Below are 15,738 nucleotides of genomic sequence, written 5' to 3'. Positions count from 1 at the left end.
TGCGTGTTGAGTAACGGTCCGATCCGCACCCCAACTCAACACGCGGACGTTATGCCGGTAGGTGGGCCACCTCGAAACGCTCGAAGAGGACCTCCTCACGGTCCTCGTCGAATGCTCCTTCGCAGACGCGGGTGAAATAGGCCCGGTGGGCGGCCAGCCAGCCGTCGCGGGTGCGGTCGTTCTCGCCCTCGGCGTGCGCGAAGTCGTCGGTGACGCTCAGGAACGGGCCCAGGCGCAGGGACACCGTGCGCAGGATGACCCGCGGGCGGCCGGCGCCGTCGCAGACGATCCAGTGCACGCCGATCCGCGGCAGTGGCTCGTCGCCGAACTGGCGCACCAGCGAGGCCGTGGCCCGCTTGCGGCCGGAGATCACCAGTTCCAGCAGCTCGTCGGCCAGGGCGGCGTTGTCGCCGAAGCGCTCGACCGTGTAGTCGCCGGTCAAGCCCGACGACTTCCAGAACGCGGCGGCGGCGGTCATATCGAGTGGGGACACCACGCCATGTTGATCTAGAGGACGCCTCGAGGACAACCCGGATTCGGCCGGCGGGTCCAGCATGGAGGGATGCCCCTACGTCATTGGCTCGCCGCGGGTCTGGCCGTGCTGCTCACCCCCGCCCCGGCCTACGCACAGTCGCCGGATCTGGCGCCGTTCGACGCGGTCGACCAGTTCATCGGCACCGAGTTCGACACCTCGCAGAACAAGAGCAATGATGCGTACGGGAACACGTTCCCGGGCGCCGCTCTCCCCTTCGGCATGGTGCAGCCCAGTCCGACCACCTACAAGCCCGGCAACGCGCTGGTCGGTGAGAAGGGCGGCTACGAGTACACCGCGAACCTGATCCGCGGCTTCGGCATGACCCGCTACTCCGGGACCGGCTGCACCGGGCGGTACGGCGGATACGAGTTCCCGACGATCCCGTACGCGGGGGACACCCTGCCGGTGAACCCGTCGGCCGACATCAAGGGCTACTACCTCGGCTTCGACCACGCGAACGAGGAGTCCGAGCCCGGCTACTACCGGGTCACCACGGACAACGGCGTCACGACCGAGCTCACGGCTACCACGCGGACCGCCGTAGCAAAATACGATTTTTCCGAAAAATCCACGCTGATCCTCGACGTCAGCGGTCCCAACAACCGCACCTTCGGCAGCGAGGTGACGATCGACCCGGCCACCAGGACCGTCAGCGGCTGGATGTTCGGCGCGGACGTCTGCGACGTGGGGAACACCTACCGGGCCTACTTCTCGACGACCTACGACCAGCCGTTCACGGGCTACGGCACCTGGAACGACGCCGACCTGACCCCCGGCTCCACGCATGCGGTCAAGGCCGGCACCGACACGAGCGTCGACTACCGGCACGACACCGGCGCCTGGGTCACGTTCGCCGACGGCGCCACGGTCACCGCGAAGACCGGCTTCAGCTACGTGAGCGTCGGCAACGCCGCCGCGAACCGGGACCGGGAGACGAAGAAGAAGACCTTCCAGGACGTACGGAAGGACGCGAAGCGCACCTGGGAGAAGGCCCTCGGGACGGTCGACGTGAAGGGTGGCACGGACGAGCAGCGGATCAAGCTCTACACCGCGCTCTACCACTCCTTCCTGCACCCCAACATCCGCGACGACGTCAACGGCCAGTACCTCGGCTACGACAAGCAGATCCACGAGATCGAGAAGAACCAGCACTTCTACCAGAACCTCAACTTCGCCGGCTCCGGCTGGGACATGTACCGCAGCCAGGCCCAGCTGATCGCCCTCACCTTCCCGGACGTGGCGCAGGACCTGAGCCGGTCGATCGTCGCGATGGTCGAGCAGACCGGCAGGTGGGCGCCGGGCGCGGCCCGCATGCAGGGCGACAACTACCAGGTCGTCCTCGCGACCCTGGACGACATGGGCGCCACCGATTACGACCGGCGGGCCGCGCTCGAGTCGATGGTCGAGACCCAGAAGCTGCCGGCCACCCGCACCACCCGCAGCGAGGCGTACCAGTATTTCTCGACCGGGATGATCGAGAACCGGAAGGGCGACTTCGCCACCTCCCGCGTCCTCGAGTACGCGATCGACGACTTCGCGATCTCCCAGCTCGCCGAGCGGCTCGGCGACACCGCGAACCGGGACTTCTTCCTGGCCCGCTCGCAGAGCTGGATGAACGTCTTCGATCCGGTGACCGGGCACATCCGGCCGCGCGAGCGCACCGGGTTCGACCGCTCGTTCGACCTGCGGGTCCGCGAGGACGGCGCCGGCCGCGGGCAGTTCAACCAGTCCACCGGCTACCAGTACGGCTGGATGGTCCCGCACAACATGGCGACGCTCATCGCGAAGCGCGGCGGGACGGACGCCGCCACGGCCGCTCTCGACGTACTCAATAAAGATCTTGATGCTGGGGCCTACACCCAGACCGGCAACTATCTGTCGAACCAGGCGGCGTTCGGCACGCCGTGGGTCCATCACTGGCTCGGGCGGCCGGACCGGACGACCGACGTGCTCTACCGCGCCGTCACCGAGATGTACGACACGACGCCGTCCGGCCTGCCCGGCAACGACGACCAGGGCTCGCTGAGCGCCTGGTACGTCTTCGCCACGATCGGCCTCTACCCGGCCGTCTACGGCACCGGCGACCTGCTGGTCAGCGCGCCGATGTTCGACCGCGTCACGATCGGCAAGCTGAAGATCAAGGCGCACGGCGTCGCGGAGGGCAGGCGCTACACGACCGGCCTGCGGGTCAACGGCCGGTGGACCGATGCCAACTGGATCCCGGCGCGGACCACCGGCACCCTCGACATGACCGTGTCGGCCACGCCGGGTGACTGGGGGAAGATCACGCCGCGGTCCTGGACCGGCGGCGCCGACGCCCGCAACAACGTCGGCACCACCCCGGACGGGCAGGGGAACCTCGGCTCGCTGGACCTCAGCGACTGGTCGCTCTCGCGCACCGCGCTGGCGCAGGCGGGCGCCGCGCCCGGCGACCGGATCGGCGCCTTCACCTGGCCGGACGCCGCACCCGGGGAGCCCGACAACTGGATCCCGCACGGCCAGCGGATCGATCTCCCGGACGCCGCGGCCGGCAGCGTTTCGTTCCTCGGGCTCGCCACGAACGGCCCGGCCACCGGCACGGCGCGCGTCGAGTACACCGACGGCACGAGCCAGGACGTTTCCGTCACCTTCGGTGACTGGGCGGGTGCCGCACCCACCGGCAACACCGCGTTGGTCACCCTGAGCGGTCGCAACAACGCCAACGGTACGGGGGGAAGCGGCACGTTCCGGATCTTCGCCACCGACCCGGCCGCGCTCGACACAGCGAAGATCGTGGATGCCGTGGTCCTTCCGGAGTCCACCGACAGGGGCATCATGCACGTCTTCGACGTCGCGATCCTCTGAATCACCCGTCGGGGATGAGGTCCGGGGCTGGGCGCCGAAAATAGCGTCCAGCCCTGTGACGACCACCGAGACCACGGCGACCCAGAAACTGACCCTGCTGACGATGACCTCGATGGTCGTCGGCGGCATGGTCGGCGCCGGCGTGTTCTCGCTGCCCCGCCGCTTCGCCGAGGAGACCGGCGTCATCGGGGCGCTGATCGCGTGGACCATCGCCGGCGCCGGCATGCTGATGCTCGCGTTCGTCTTCCAGACCCTGGCGCTGCGCAAACCCGACCTGGACGCCGGCGTGTACGCGTACGCGAAGGCGGGCTTCGGCGAGTACCTCGGCTTCTTCTCGGCGTTCGGCTACTGGGCCAGCGCCTGCGTCGGCAACGTCACCTACTGGGTGCTGATCATGTCGACCCTGGGTGCGGTCGCCCCGGCGTTCGGCGACGGTGACACGCTGCTCGCGGTGCTCTGCTCGACCGCGGGCGTCTGGCTCTTCTTCTACCTGGTGCAGCGCGGGGTCAAGGACGCGGCGGTCCTGAACCGGATCGTGACGATCGCGAAGGTCGTACCCATCCTGGTCTTCGTCCTTCTCGCGCTCTTCGCCCTGGACCCGGCGGTGTTCGCCGACAACCTGCGCGGCGGCGTCGGATACGGATCCCTGTTCGAGCAGGTCAAGGGCACGATGCTGGTGACCGTCTTCGTCTTCCTCGGCGTCGAGGGGGCGAGCGTCTACTCGCGGCACGCGCAGCGCCGGCAGGACGTCGGGCGGGCCACGGTCCTCGGCTTCCTCAGCGTGTTCGCGGTCTTCGCCTCGGTCACCATCGTCTCGTACGGAATCCTGCCCGCCGCCGAGATCGCGCAGCTCCGCCAGCCCTCGATGGGCGGGGTCCTGGAGGCCGCGGTCGGCGGCTGGGGCAAGGCGTTCGTCAGCGTCGGCCTGGTCGTCTCGGTGCTCGGCGCCTACCTCGCGTGGACGCTGATGGCGGCCGAGGTGCTCTACGTCGCGGCCAAGGACGACGACATGCCGCGGTTCCTCGGCCGGACCCGGCGCGGGGACGTGCCGTTCGCGGCGCTGCTGCTCACCAGCATCCTGGTCCAGGTCGTCCTGATCGTCACGTACTTCTCCGAGGACGCCTTCAACTTCGCGCTGGACCTGACCAGCGCGCTCAGTCTGATCCCGTTCCTGCTCGCGGCCGGCTACGCGCTCCGCATCGCGCGCGGGGGCGGCGAGCGGATCGTCGCGTTCCTCGCCGTCGCGTACACGATCTTCCTGCTCTTCGCGGCCGGTCCGAAGTTCATCCTCGTCTCGTTCATCGTCTACGCCCCGGCCACGCTGCTCTTCGTGAAGGCGCGCCGGGAGCAGGGCCGGCAGCTGTTCTCCGGTCGTGAGCTCGTCATCCTCGCCGTTTCCGTGATCGGCGCCGTCGCCGGCATCACCGCGCTCGCCGCGGGATGGATCTCCATCTGAGAGGGGCTCGTTCCATGTCCACCAACTTCGGCGTGTACTCGGAGGTCGGCCGGCTCCGCAAGGTCCTGGTCTGCTCCCCCGGCCTGGCACACCGCCGGCTCACCCCGACGAACTCCGACGACCTGCTCTTCGACGACGTCATGTGGGTGGAGAACGCGCAGCGCGACCACCTCGACTTCGTCAACAAGCTGCGCGGCCGGGGCGTCGAGGTGGTGGAGCTGCACGAGCTGCTCGCCGAGACGGTGGCCATCCCGGAGGCCAAGACCTGGCTGCTGGACCGCAAGATCGTCGCGAACGAGGTGGGGCTCGGGCTGGTCTCCGACACCCGGGCGTTCCTCGACGAGCTCAAGCCGCGCGAGCTGTCCGAGTTCCTGATCGGCGGCCTCGCCACGTCCGACCTGCCGGACGACTTCCGATCCGGGTACGTGGCGCTGGCCCGCGAGGCGACCGGCGTCCGCGAATACCTGATGCCGCCGCTGCCGAACACGCTCTACACCCGCGACACCACGTGCTGGCTCTACGGCGGGGTCACGCTCAACCCGCTCTACTGGCCGGCCCGGCACGACGAGACGCTGCTCATGAAGGCGATCTACCGGTTCCACCCGGACTTCGCCGGCGCCACCGTCTGGTGGGGCGACCCCGAGCAGGACTGGGGACTGTCCACCTTCGAGGGCGGCGACGTCATGCCGGTCGGCAACGGCGTCGTGCTCGTCGGGATGAGCGAGCGCACCTCCCGGCAGGCGATCACGCAGGTGGCGGCGGCGCTGTTCGCGGCCGGCGCGGCCGAGCGGATCGTGGTGGCCGGGATGCCGAAGCTGCGGGCGGCCATGCACCTCGACACCGTCTTCACCTTCGCCGACCGGGACATCGTCACCCTCTACCCGAACATCATGGACGGGGTGCACACGTTCTCGCTGTATCCGTCCGACCGTGACCCGGGCGTCGAGGTGGCCGACGAGGGCGATCGCAAATTCACCGAGGTCGTCGCGGAATCACTCGGTCTCAAAGCTCTCCGGGTGATCGAGACGGGCGGAGATGTGTACGCGTCGGAGCGTCAGCAGTGGGACAGCGGCAACAACGCGGTCGCCGTGGAGCCGGGCGTGGTGTTCACGTACGACCGGAACACGACGACGAACACGCTGCTGCGGCGGGCCGGGGTGGAAGTCATCACGATCGTCGGGGCGGAGCTGGGTCGCGGGCGGGGCGGCGGGCATTGCATGACCTGCCCGATCAGTCGGGACGCCGTCGATTTCTGATATGTCGTTCAAATACGAAGCGCTGGTCTTCTTCCTCGCGCTCTTCGCCCTCTACAGCCCGGTCGCGGCGCTCTCCTCCTATCTGCCGTACGTCCGTGGCTACACCCACAGCCAGCAGGTCCGGCTCGCCCTCGGCCTGGCCGCCAACGCGTTCGGCTTCGTGCTGGTCGCGGTCTGGGTGGGCGAGCCGCTGCTGGAGCTGCTCGGCATCAGCACGGCCGCGCTGACCGCGACCGGCGGCATCGCCTTGATCCTGGCCTCGGTCCCGCTCATGCGCGGCACCACCTCTGCTCCCCCTCCTCCCTCCTCTTCTCCTTCTCCTCCGGCTCCTCCGGCTCCTCCGCCCGCGCCGCCGCCCTCTCCGAAGGACATCCTCTTCACGCCGCTGACGTTCCCGCTCACCGTAGGCGGCACGACGTTCGCCTTCGGGGTGGCCGCGTCCGCCGACGCCGGCGACATCCCGGGCCGGCTGTGGCTGACCCTGGCCGCCCTCGCCTACGCGATCGTGACGGGCGTGACGCTCTACCTCTCCGGGCACGTCGAACGCCGCATCTCCGCGCAGGCCGCAGCCATCCTCGACCGGGTGGCCGGTATCCTGCTCACCGCCATCGCCGTGATCCTGCTGGCGAACGGTTTCACCGACCTGGTGACCGCTCGCTTAGGCCCTGGTTCGTAGAGGGGGCAGGAGCGAGGCGAGGTCCAGGTGTCGTCTGGCCGCACGGCGGCTGGGCCACGCCGCAGCCCAGCCATCCTCTACGAACCAGGGCCTAAGGTGAGGCGCATGCCGATCGTCACGACGAAGGACTGGGATGCCGGGGCGGGCCGCCTCACCCGGCACGAAGGCGTCGAGTTCTCCGGACTCGACCTCTGCGAGACCGACCTGGCCGGCGTCGAGTTCGACGGCTGCACCTTCCGCGACGCCCGGTTCAACTGCTCCCGGCAGACCGACGTGGCCTACCTCAACTGCACGTTCCTGAACTGCAACTTCTTCGACGCGACGTTCGAGAACTGCAAGGCGGTCGGCAGCCACTTCGAACGCTGCACCTTCGACATCACCACCATCGACGGCGGTGACTGGTCCTTCACCAGCCTCATCCGCGCCGACCTCGGCAGTGCCACCCTCACCGGCGTACGCCTGCGCGAAACCGACCTGACCGGCGCCCGCATCCGCAACGGCACCCTGCGAGCCTGCGACCTCTCCGGCGCCACCCTCACAGCCGCCGACCTCACCGGCTGCGATCTGCGAGGTTCCGACCTGTCCGCCCTGAACCCCACCGAGACCGAGATCCGTAACGCCCTCATCACGGCCGACCAGGCCACGACGATCGCCATGGCGTTGGGCCTCCAAATCCGAGACTGACCGTTTCCGACCACCCCAGATCGTCGCGTCACGATGGCGGCGTCCTAGGAGGCTAGGTCGTGCGTGAAGGGCTCGGGCCCGCGGTGGCATGCGCCGAGAGCCGGATGCCGGGGCCTCTCAAAGGAGCTGGATCGCCGCCCGCGCCGGCGTCCCACGACTCCCCCGGCGATCTTGTTGACTTTCCACAGCACCGTTCCAGCAGAACTTCACAAGATCGCGGACCGGACGACGTCGTTGGAGGCCAAGGCGCGGCCGGAAGAGCTGGGCCGGCGGCGGCATGCGCCAGAAGCCGGATGCCGGCCCGCGATCTTGTTGACTTCCACCGCACCGTTCCGGCAGAGCTTCACAAGATCGCGGAGTGGACGACGTGTTGAAGGCCAGGCGCGGCCTGAAAAGCCCGGCCGCCGGTGGCGTGCGCCAGAAACCGGATGCCGAACCGCGATCTTGTTGACTTCTGCTGCACCGTTCCCGCAGAACTTCACAAGATCGAGGAGTGACGACGTCCTCGGAGGCCAGGCCGCGCGCTTGCGGTCGCAGCGGTGGCACGCGTCGGAGCCGGGCCCGAAAGAGCTATACCGCCGCGCGCCCCGGCCTCGCCGAACCCTCGATCTTGTTGAGTTCCACTGGACCGCTCTCGCAGAACTTCACAAGATCGAGGAGTGCTGACGTCTTCGGCAACTGGCGAAAAAGGCGTCCTAGGAGACTAGGTCGCGGCCTCCGGCTCCCGCTCACCAGAAACCGGCCCACTCCGCGGCGCCGGCCCCTCCCGGTCCGAACCGGCCTTGAACCGGGCCGCCTTGTGCGTCCCGTCGCAGAAGGGCTTGATGGCGGAACGGCCGCAGCGGCACAGGGCGACCGTCCCCCGACCGGGATCGATCGGGCGCCCGTCGGGCGTGAGCAGCTCGAAGTCGCCGCGCACGATCAGCGGCCCGTCTTCGTAGGGGACGATGGAGGCGGTCACGGCCGCTGGAGTTCCCTCTGACATCAGGCCGAAACCGATCGTTTGGGCCGGTCCAGCCGGGGAAGGCTGACGGCCATGAGACTTCCGTCCGCCCGCGGTCCGGTGTCGGCCGCGTTGATCGGCTACCTCACCGGACAGAGCACCACGATTCCGGCACAACCGGATCTGGGGAACGACGACGACCTGCACATGACGCTGTTCGTCTGCTATGAGCTGGCCTACCGCGGATGGGATGGCGTCGACGACGCGTTCGAGTGGGATCCGGAGGTGCTGCGTTTGCGGGCCCTCGCCGAGGCGCGGTTCACGGCGCAGCTGCACGAGCTGGTGGGCGCGCCGGAGCCGGTGGATCCGGCCACGGTGCCGGCGCGGCTGCGGGAGCTGGCGGACGCCGACGACGGGCCGTCGCTCTCCGGGTATCTGCGCGGGCGGGCCACCTACGAGCAGTTCCGCGAGTTCGTGATGCAGCGCTCGGTCTACCACTTGAAGGAGGCCGACCCGCACACCTGGGCGATTCCCCGGCTGGGCGGTGACGCGAAGGCGGCGCTCATCGAGATCCAGCTCGACGAGTACGGCAATGGGCGCACCCCGAAGATGCACCAGGAGCTGTTCAAGCAGACGATGCGCTGGTTCGGGCTGGACACCGCGTACGGCGCGCACGTCGACGTGGCGAGCACGCGGACGCTCGCGAACAACAACCTGATGTCGCTGTTCGGGCTGCACCGGCGGAACCGCGGGATGATCATCGGGCATCTGGCGGCCTACGAGATGACGTCGACGCAGCCGAACCGTGCCTACGGGAACGGGTTGCGGCGGCTCGGCGGCGATCCGGTGGCGACGGCGTTCTACGACGAGCACGTGGAGGCCGACGCCGTGCACGAGCAGATCGCCGCGCACGACATGGCCGGCGCGTTCGCCCGGGCCGAACCGGAGCTGGCCGGCGATGTGCTGTTCGGCGCCCGTTGTGCCCTCGCCCTCGACGCCGTCTGGGCTCGCGACATTCTCGATGCCTGGGACAAGAGCGACACCTCATTGCGTACGAGGAAAAAGCTCGCACCCGCCGGAACCCGCACCAGCCCGGCGATGGCCGCATGAGCGCCCTGTCGCAGCTGGCCAAGGAGCTCCACGCGGCCGGCTACCGGTTCACGACGGTGACCCCGGCGACGCATGAGCGCGTCAACCGCAGGCCGGAGAACGCCCGCGCCCGTGACCTGCGCGGCGTCTTCGGGTGGAGCCGCCCGTTCGGGCCCGGCGTGCTGCCGCCCCGGATCATCGAGCTGATGGACGCCGCGGACGTGCTGGACCGGGACGGCGACGTGTGGCGCAGCCGCGTCCGGTTCTCCACCTACGACGGCGAGCTGTTCGTGCACTCGGCGTTCCCGACCGACGCCGAGGACTCGGTCTTCTTCGGGCCGGACACCTACCGGATGGCCGGCGCCGCGGCGGCGGCCGCCGAGAAGCGGACGATCCGGCGGGCCGTCGACATCGGCTGCGGCACCGGGGCCGGGGCGATCGCGGTGGCGAAGCGGGCGCCGGACGCCGAGGTGTTCGCCGTCGACATCAACGAGCGGGCGCTCCGCTACGCGACCGTGAACGCCGCGCTGGCCGGGACCGGCAACGTCCACCCGGTGCGCAGCGACCTGCTCAGCGGCGTGGACGGCGAGTTCGACCTGATCCTCACCAACCCGCCGTTCATGATCGACCCGGCCGGGCGGGCCTACCGGGACGGCGGCGAGCACGGCTACGAGCTGTCGCTGCGGATCATCGACGAGGCGGTGGAGCGGCTGGCGCCCGGCGGCGAGCTCGTCCTCTTCACCGGCACCGGGATCGTCGACGGCCGGGACCCGTTCCAGGAGGCCGCCGCGGAGCGCCTGGCCGGCACCGGGCTCGCCGTCGAATACCGTGAGCTGGACCCGGACGTCTACGGTGAGGAGCTGGACGGGCCCGCGTACGCGCACGCCGAGCGGATCGCCGTCGTGCTCCTGACCGCACGGGCCTCAGCCCGGGCCGTAATACTGGAGCAACAACCGCACGCCGGCATCACAGGAGATTCTGCATGACCGTGTCCGGGTTCGCCGACCTCGCGTTGCGCCCCGAACTGCTGCGAGCACTCACCGACCTCGGGTACGAGGAGCCCACGCCGATCCAGGCCGAGTCGATCCCGCCCCTGCTGGAGGGCCGTGACCTGCTCGGACAGGCGGCCACCGGCACCGGCAAGACCGCCGCGTTCGCCCTCCCGGTGCTCCAGCGGCTGGCCGGGGCGGCGGCCGAGAGGGAGACGGCCGGGAAGGGTCCGTCGGCGCTCATCCTGGTGCCCACCCGCGAGCTCGCCATGCAGGTCTCCCAGGCCTTCCACCGGTACGCGCGGGACCTCGGCTCCCGGGTCGTCCCGATCTACGGCGGGCAGCCGATCGGCCGCCAGCTGCAGGCCCTGGAACGCGGCGTCGACGTGGTGGTCGCCACACCGGGCCGTGCCCTCGATCACATCTCCCGCGGCACCCTCGACCTGAGCACCGTCCGCACGGTGGTGCTCGACGAGGCCGACGAGATGCTCGACATGGGGTTCGCCGAGGACATCGAGGCGATCCTCGAGGAGACGCCGGACGATCGGCAGACGGTGCTCTTCTCGGCGACCATGCCGGGCCGCATCGACGCGATCGCGCGGCGGCACCTGCGCGAGCCGGTGCGCATCCAGATGGGCCGCGCCGAGCCGGAGCCGGGCGAGGCCCCGCTGGTCCGGCAGAGCGCCTACGTGGTGGCGCGTGCCCACAAACCGGCCGCCCTCGGCCGGGTGCTCGACGTCGAGGCGCCCACCGCGGCGATCGTCTTCTGCCGCACCCGGGAAGAGGTCGACCAGCTCACCGAGACGCTGAACGGGCGCGGCCAGCGGGCCGAGGCGCTGCACGGCGGGATGAGCCAGGAACACCGCGACCGGGTGGTGAACCGGCTCCGCGACGGCCGGGCCGACCTGCTGGTCGCCACCGACGTGGCGGCCCGCGGCCTCGACATCGACCGGCTCAGCCACGTCGTCAACTACAACCTGCCGGCCGCGCCGGAGACCTACGTGCACCGCATCGGCCGGGTCGGCCGGGCCGGCCGGGAGGGCACCGCGATCACCCTGGCCGAGCCGCGCGAGCACCGGATGCTCAAGGCGATCGAGCGGACCACCGGGCAGCGGGTCGCCCTGCAGAAGGTGCCGACCGTGGCCGACCTGCGCGCCCGCAAGCTGGAGCTGACCCGGGCCGCGCTGCAGGAGAGCCTGCTCACCGACGACCTGGAGCGCTTCCGCGTCGTGGTGGAGACGCTCACCGACGAGTTCGACGTCATGGAGGTGGCGCTCGCCGCGGTGAAGCTGGCCCACGAGATGAACGGCGGCGACCTCGACGACGAGCAGGACATCCCGGAGTTCACGCTGCGGCCCGACCGGGAGCGCCGGGACGTGGCCGGCCGCCCGCCCGGCCGCAAGGGCCTCAACACGACCCGGGTGTTCATCAACTCGGGGCGCAGCAACCGGATCCGGCCGCAGGACCTGGTCGGCGCGATCACCGGGGAGACCCGGCTGAGCGGGCGGGACATCGGGGCCATCGAGATCGCGGACCGGTTCTCGCTGGTCGAGGTGCCGTCCGACGCCGCCGACGAGGTGATAACCGCGCTCCGGCAGGCGTCGATCCGCGGGCGGAAGGTGCTGGCCCGCCGGGACCGCGACAAGGACAACAGCCGGCGGCCCTGACCTTAGGCGGGCGGCTTCGGCAGGGTGCCGTGCTCGAGGAGGTGCGCGGCCACGTCGGCGACCTTGCGGCGCTGGTTGCGGGCCGTGCTGCGGAGCAGGGAGAACGCCTCGTCCGGGCCGGTCGAGCGCTGCGCCATGAGATAGCCGACGGCACGTTCGATGACGACGCGGTAGTCGAGGGCGTACTGGAGCTGGCCGGCCAGCTCACCGGCCTGGTGCGCGGCGAGGGCGGTGGCGAGCATCGACTCGAGGATGTCGGTGTAGCGCTCGAGGGCAGCCGCCTCCGCCTCGCTCCAGGCGTACGGCCGGTTCCGGAAGACGTCGAGGGTGCCGACCGGCGCGCCGCCGAGCCGGACCGGGGCGCCCAGGACCGACACGACGCCGTTGCGCAGGAACGGCTCCCGGATCAGCGGCCACCGCTCGTCGGTGTTGAGGTCGTCGGTGTGCACCACGCCGTCGGTGACGAACGCGGCGACGCACGGGCCCTCCCCGGCGGTGCTCTGGACCCGTTCCATCACCTCGCTCTGCCGGTTGCTGGAGGCGACGTACCGCAGGTCGTGCTGCGCGTCGACGATCATGAGCCCGCTGCCGTCCACCTGGAACAGGTCGACGGCGGCGTGGATCACCTCGCCGACCGCCGTGGCGATGTCGTGCTCCTCCAGGTCGCCGAGCCGGCGCAGGCTGGCCGCGAGGACTGCCGGGTCCAGGGTGGACATGTGGTGCCCCTTTCAGTCAGTCCAGCCGCAGCCGGCTCGTGGAGGTGCGCTGCGCGGCGCCGAGGCGCAGCAGCACCGCGATGATCCCGGCGTAGGCCTCGGCCGCCCGGATCCGTTCGGTGCTCCAGGGCTCGGCCCGGGAGAGCATCGCGTTGAGGGTCCCGACCGCGACGCCCCCGACCCGCACCGGGACCGAGAGCACCGCGCGAACCGGATTACCCGGATCGGCCGCCAGCGACTCCCACACCGCGGCGTAGTCCGCGGAGTCCGCAAGATCATCGACCGCGACGGTCCGGTCCTCGCGGACGCAGTCGACACCCGGGCCGGTCCCGGCCACCAGCTGGGCCTGTTCCAGGGCGGTGGCGGCCGGATCGGAGGTGCCCGCGATCCGCAGCTCGTCCTCGGTGTCGAGCAGCATCAGCCCGGTGCCGTCCACGTGGATGAGGTCCCGGGCGGCGGTCAGGACCTGGCCGAGGCGATCCACCAGGTCCGGGGCGCCGATGCCCTCGGACGTCGCGGCGGAGGCCGACAGAGCGTGCAGGCTTTCGGTGAGCGCGTGCTGGTCCAGGGGCATGGGACCTCCTCACGACAGGGGGTTCGGCGTCAGCGCCAGGCTTCCCACGCGGCCCCTGTCGAAACGGAATGTTTGCGGCCGGCACGGAGGGGAAAGCTTCGGATACCCGATCATCTCCGCCCTGTGTCCGCGGCCGACGTTTCGAGAGGAACGACGCATGTCCGCGAACACCGAGCCGGCCACCCGTGCCGGCCTGCCGCTGGAGGATCTGGACCGGGCCGCCGAGCGCTTCTATTCGGCCCGCACCCACTGCTCGGAGAGCGCGGCACGACGTCTGCGCGACGAGATGATCCGTACCGCGCTGCCGATGGCGGACCGCCTGGCCCGCCGGTACCGGGTGGGCCGGGAGCCCTCCGAGGACGTCCGCCAGGCCGCCCGGCTCGGCCTGGTCAAGGCGGTCGAGCGGTACGACCCGGCGCGCGGCTCGTTCACGGCGTACGCCGTCATCTGCGTCACCGGCGAGATCAAGCGGCACTTCCGGGACCACACCTGGACCGTGCACGTGCCGCGTCGCCTGCAGGAGCTGGCCCTCACGGTGCACCAGGCCGACCAGGAGCTCGCCGCCGAGCTGCGCCGCCGGCCCACCGAGGAGGAGGTCGCCGGCCGGTGCGGCGTCGACCGCTCCGACCTGGCGGCCGCCCGGCTGTCCGGGGCCGGGTACCGCGGGGTCTCGCTGCATCAGCCGATCGGCTCGGACGGCGCCGAGCTCCTCGACCTGTTCGGCGATCTCGACGCCGCGGTCGACCGGATCGCCGACGAGGTGACCGTCGCCGGCCTGCTCGGCCGGCTGCCGGCCCGGGAGCGGCGGATCCTCGCCATGCGCTTCCAGGGCGAGCACACCCAGACCGAGATCGCGGCGGCGCTCGGCCTCTCCCAGATGCACGTCTCCCGGCTGCTCAGCCGCACCCTCGGCTGGCTGCGGGCGGCCCTGCTGAGCGACACCGTCCCGCCGTGGCCGGGCAGCCCGGAGCCGGAGGACGACGGCCGGGTCCGGGTCACCGTGGAGCCGGGCGACGGCCGGCCGGTGCGCCTGCACGTCCACGGCGAGGTGGACCGGGACAACGCGGGCCGGCTGCGCGAGCCGGTGCTGGCCGTGGTGCGTCAGGCGGCGCCGGGCACGCGGATGGTCCTCGACCTCGGCGGCGTGCCGCTGCTCGACGCGGCCGGGATCGGCGTGCTGATCGCGGTGCACGAGGCGGCGAGGGTACGCGGGGTGACGGTCACCGCCACCGGACTGCAGCCCTACGTCCGGCGGGTGGCCAGGATCGCAGGGCTGCAGGCGATGCTGGAGGGCTGAGTCGTCAGCCGGTGACCAGCGAGTCGTACAGGTTGGTCACCTCGAGGACCATGCGGACCATCGGCCCCGGCTCGCGCACCCGCAGCGTGATGCCGTTGGCCGAGGCCGCGCGGCGGGCCGCCACGAGCACGCCGAGGGCCGACGAGTCGAGGAAGGTCACGGCGCTCATGTCGACGTCCAGCCGGGTGCATTCCCGCTGTTCGACGACCTGCTGCAGCACCTGGCGGAGCACCGCGGCGTTCGCCACGTCCAGGTCCCCCTCGGGCGACAGCACGATGGTGTCGTTCTCGCGGGCGATCGTCCAGTCCATCGACACAGTCCTCCGTTGGTCAGTGAAGCTTTGGGAGCGTACCCATCGGGTTGGTGGGTGAAACCACGACCCATGGTCGCAGGCAGTGCTCTATCGATGCGAGCTGCCGGGCCGGAGCGGCGAGCGGCGACCGCAGGACGGCGAGCGCCTGCTGTCCCATCCCGACGGCGAAGAGCGCGTCGGCCACGTCGTCGATCGGCGTGCCGGCGATCAGCTCGCCGTCCGTCACGGCCTCGGCCAGGTGGGTGCGGACCAGCGCCCGCCACTGCTCCCCCACGTCGTTGCCGGACGGGATCCGCTCGTTGCCGGCGAGCCGGCCCCAGAAGCCGACCACGACGTGCGCCTCGTCGACCGTCTCCTTCTCCAGCGGGCAGATCTCGCGCAGCATGGCCCGCACGGCGGCGAGCCCGCGCAGGCCCTCGGCGAACGCGGCGAGCCGGGCGTTGGTGCGCTCCGAGATCCGCTGGTAGGCCGAGGCGGCCACCTCGTCGAAGCCGTCGAAGTAGTGCCAGAGCGCGCCGGCGGCGAGGCCGAGCTCCGCGGCGATGGCCCGGCTCGTGGCGGCCGGCATGCCCTCCCGCGCCACGACCGCGAGGTACGCGTCGACGATCTCGGTACGGCGCGCGTCGTGGTCGACAATCTTCGGCACCGCTCCATTCTGGATCACGATGGACGTACATGAGGAATTTACGTGTCGACCCG

The 15,738-nt window shown here is 70.7% G+C and carries 15 protein-coding genes; 9 read left to right on the top strand and 6 right to left on the bottom strand.

The window, feature by feature from the left end:
• Positions 1–49 precede the first annotated feature (49 nt).
• Positions 50–493, bottom strand: a complete 444-nt coding sequence (locus tag AB0G10_RS32540) for an ASCH domain-containing protein (RefSeq protein WP_360930397.1) — start codon at positions 491–493, stop codon at positions 50–52.
• Between the two features lie 69 nt (positions 494–562).
• On the opposite strand from AB0G10_RS32540, the gene AB0G10_RS32535 reads away from it, so the two are divergent.
• The 5 genes from AB0G10_RS32535 (at position 563) to AB0G10_RS32515 (ending at position 7,451) form a co-directional block, all read left to right on the top strand.
• Positions 563–3,379: a GH92 family glycosyl hydrolase gene (locus tag AB0G10_RS32535; RefSeq protein ID WP_360930394.1), complete on the top strand. Its 2,817-nt coding sequence runs from the start codon at positions 563–565 to the stop codon at positions 3,377–3,379.
• Positions 3,380–3,434: 55 nt separating this feature from the next.
• Positions 3,435–4,835 (top strand): basic amino acid/polyamine antiporter, encoded by a 1,401-nt coding sequence (locus tag AB0G10_RS32530; RefSeq protein WP_360930391.1) that lies wholly within the window; start codon positions 3,435–3,437, stop codon positions 4,833–4,835.
• Between the two features lie 14 nt (positions 4,836–4,849).
• On the top strand, positions 4,850–6,091 hold the full coding sequence (arcA, locus tag AB0G10_RS32525; RefSeq protein WP_360930388.1) for an arginine deiminase: 1,242 nt from the start codon (positions 4,850–4,852) through the stop codon (positions 6,089–6,091).
• A 1-nt stretch (position 6,092) separates the two neighbouring features.
• The gene (locus AB0G10_RS32520) at positions 6,093–6,767 is read left to right on the top strand and encodes a MarC family protein (protein ID WP_360930386.1); all 675 of its coding nucleotides are present in this window, start codon (positions 6,093–6,095) and stop codon (positions 6,765–6,767) included.
• Between the two features lie 105 nt (positions 6,768–6,872).
• Positions 6,873–7,451: a pentapeptide repeat-containing protein gene (locus tag AB0G10_RS32515; RefSeq protein ID WP_360930383.1), complete on the top strand. Its 579-nt coding sequence runs from the start codon at positions 6,873–6,875 to the stop codon at positions 7,449–7,451.
• A gap of 703 nt (positions 7,452–8,154) precedes the next feature.
• Here the strand turns inward: AB0G10_RS32515 and AB0G10_RS32510 are convergent.
• Positions 8,155–8,412, bottom strand: a complete 258-nt coding sequence (locus AB0G10_RS32510; protein ID WP_360930380.1) for a CDGSH iron-sulfur domain-containing protein — start codon at positions 8,410–8,412, stop codon at positions 8,155–8,157.
• A 75-nt stretch (positions 8,413–8,487) separates the two neighbouring features.
• Between AB0G10_RS32510 and AB0G10_RS32505 the strand changes: the two genes are divergently transcribed.
• The 3 genes from AB0G10_RS32505 to AB0G10_RS32495 are packed head-to-tail and all read left to right on the top strand — an operon-like array spanning position 8,488 to position 12,139.
• A complete protein-coding gene (locus tag AB0G10_RS32505; RefSeq protein ID WP_360930377.1) occupies positions 8,488–9,504 on the top strand; it encodes an iron-containing redox enzyme family protein in 1,017 nt (338 codons plus the stop codon).
• Positions 9,501–10,469, top strand: coding sequence for a class I SAM-dependent methyltransferase (locus tag AB0G10_RS32500; RefSeq protein ID WP_360930374.1), 969 nt, complete (start codon positions 9,501–9,503; stop codon positions 10,467–10,469). The genes AB0G10_RS32505 and AB0G10_RS32500 overlap by 4 nt, the downstream gene beginning before the upstream one ends.
• Positions 10,466–12,139, top strand: a complete 1,674-nt coding sequence (locus AB0G10_RS32495; RefSeq protein WP_360930370.1) for a DEAD/DEAH box helicase — start codon at positions 10,466–10,468, stop codon at positions 12,137–12,139. Before AB0G10_RS32500 ends, AB0G10_RS32495 begins: the two co-directional genes overlap by 4 nt.
• Positions 12,140–12,141: 2 nt before the next feature.
• Here the strand turns inward: AB0G10_RS32495 and AB0G10_RS32490 are convergent, their stop codons facing one another.
• Positions 12,142–12,855 carry a GAF and ANTAR domain-containing protein gene (locus AB0G10_RS32490; protein ID WP_360930368.1) on the bottom strand — a complete coding sequence of 238 codons (714 nt, stop codon included), beginning with the start codon at positions 12,853–12,855 and terminating at the stop codon, positions 12,142–12,144.
• Positions 12,856–12,871: 16 nt separating this feature from the next.
• Positions 12,872–13,429 (bottom strand): GAF domain-containing protein, encoded by a 558-nt coding sequence (locus AB0G10_RS32485; protein ID WP_360930365.1) that lies wholly within the window; start codon positions 13,427–13,429, stop codon positions 12,872–12,874.
• A 157-nt stretch (positions 13,430–13,586) separates the two neighbouring features.
• Between AB0G10_RS32485 and AB0G10_RS32480 the strand changes: the two genes are divergently transcribed.
• Positions 13,587–14,726: a sigma-70 family RNA polymerase sigma factor gene (locus AB0G10_RS32480; protein WP_360930362.1), complete on the top strand. Its 1,140-nt coding sequence runs from the start codon at positions 13,587–13,589 to the stop codon at positions 14,724–14,726.
• A 4-nt stretch (positions 14,727–14,730) separates the two neighbouring features.
• On the opposite strand, the gene AB0G10_RS32475 is transcribed toward AB0G10_RS32480, so the two are convergent.
• Positions 14,731–15,036 carry an STAS domain-containing protein gene (locus tag AB0G10_RS32475; RefSeq protein WP_360930359.1) on the bottom strand — a complete coding sequence of 102 codons (306 nt, stop codon included), beginning with the start codon at positions 15,034–15,036 and terminating at the stop codon, positions 14,731–14,733.
• Positions 15,037–15,055: 19 nt separating this feature from the next.
• Entirely contained in the window at positions 15,056–15,685 is a 630-nt protein-coding gene (locus tag AB0G10_RS32470; RefSeq protein WP_360930357.1) for a TetR family transcriptional regulator C-terminal domain-containing protein, read from the bottom strand.
• Positions 15,686–15,738 lie beyond the last annotated feature (53 nt).

It is taken from the genome of Actinoplanes sp. NPDC023714 (genome assembly GCF_040639855.1).
In the GTDB taxonomy this organism is placed as follows: domain Bacteria; phylum Actinomycetota; class Actinomycetes; order Mycobacteriales; family Micromonosporaceae; genus Actinoplanes.
The sequence above is the reverse complement of the archived record's forward strand: the minus strand, read 5'-3'. Positions and strand labels throughout refer to the sequence as shown.

Bases quoted from the DNA above. Each gene is read 5' to 3' on its own strand.
- AB0G10_RS32495 (WP_360930370.1), top strand. From the start codon at position 10,466: ATGACCGTGTCCGGGTTCGCCGACCTCGCGTTGCGCCCCGAACTGCTG.
- AB0G10_RS32480 (WP_360930362.1), top strand. From the start codon at position 13,587: ATGTCCGCGAACACCGAGCCGGCCACCCGTGCCGGCCTGCCGCTGGAG.
- arcA (WP_360930388.1), top strand. From the start codon at position 4,850: ATGTCCACCAACTTCGGCGTGTACTCGGAGGTCGGCCGGCTCCGCAAG.
- AB0G10_RS32520 (WP_360930386.1), top strand. From the start codon at position 6,093: ATGTCGTTCAAATACGAAGCGCTGGTCTTCTTCCTCGCGCTCTTCGCC.
- AB0G10_RS32515 (WP_360930383.1), top strand. From the start codon at position 6,873: ATGCCGATCGTCACGACGAAGGACTGGGATGCCGGGGCGGGCCGCCTC.
- AB0G10_RS32475 (WP_360930359.1), bottom strand. From the start codon at position 15,036: ATGGACTGGACGATCGCCCGCGAGAACGACACCATCGTGCTGTCGCCC.
- AB0G10_RS32490 (WP_360930368.1), bottom strand. From the start codon at position 12,855: ATGTCCACCCTGGACCCGGCAGTCCTCGCGGCCAGCCTGCGCCGGCTC.
- AB0G10_RS32500 (WP_360930374.1), top strand. From the start codon at position 9,501: ATGAGCGCCCTGTCGCAGCTGGCCAAGGAGCTCCACGCGGCCGGCTAC.
- AB0G10_RS32535 (WP_360930394.1), top strand. From the start codon at position 563: ATGCCCCTACGTCATTGGCTCGCCGCGGGTCTGGCCGTGCTGCTCACC.
- AB0G10_RS32485 (WP_360930365.1), bottom strand. From the start codon at position 13,429: ATGCCCCTGGACCAGCACGCGCTCACCGAAAGCCTGCACGCTCTGTCG.
- AB0G10_RS32505 (WP_360930377.1), top strand. From the start codon at position 8,488: ATGAGACTTCCGTCCGCCCGCGGTCCGGTGTCGGCCGCGTTGATCGGC.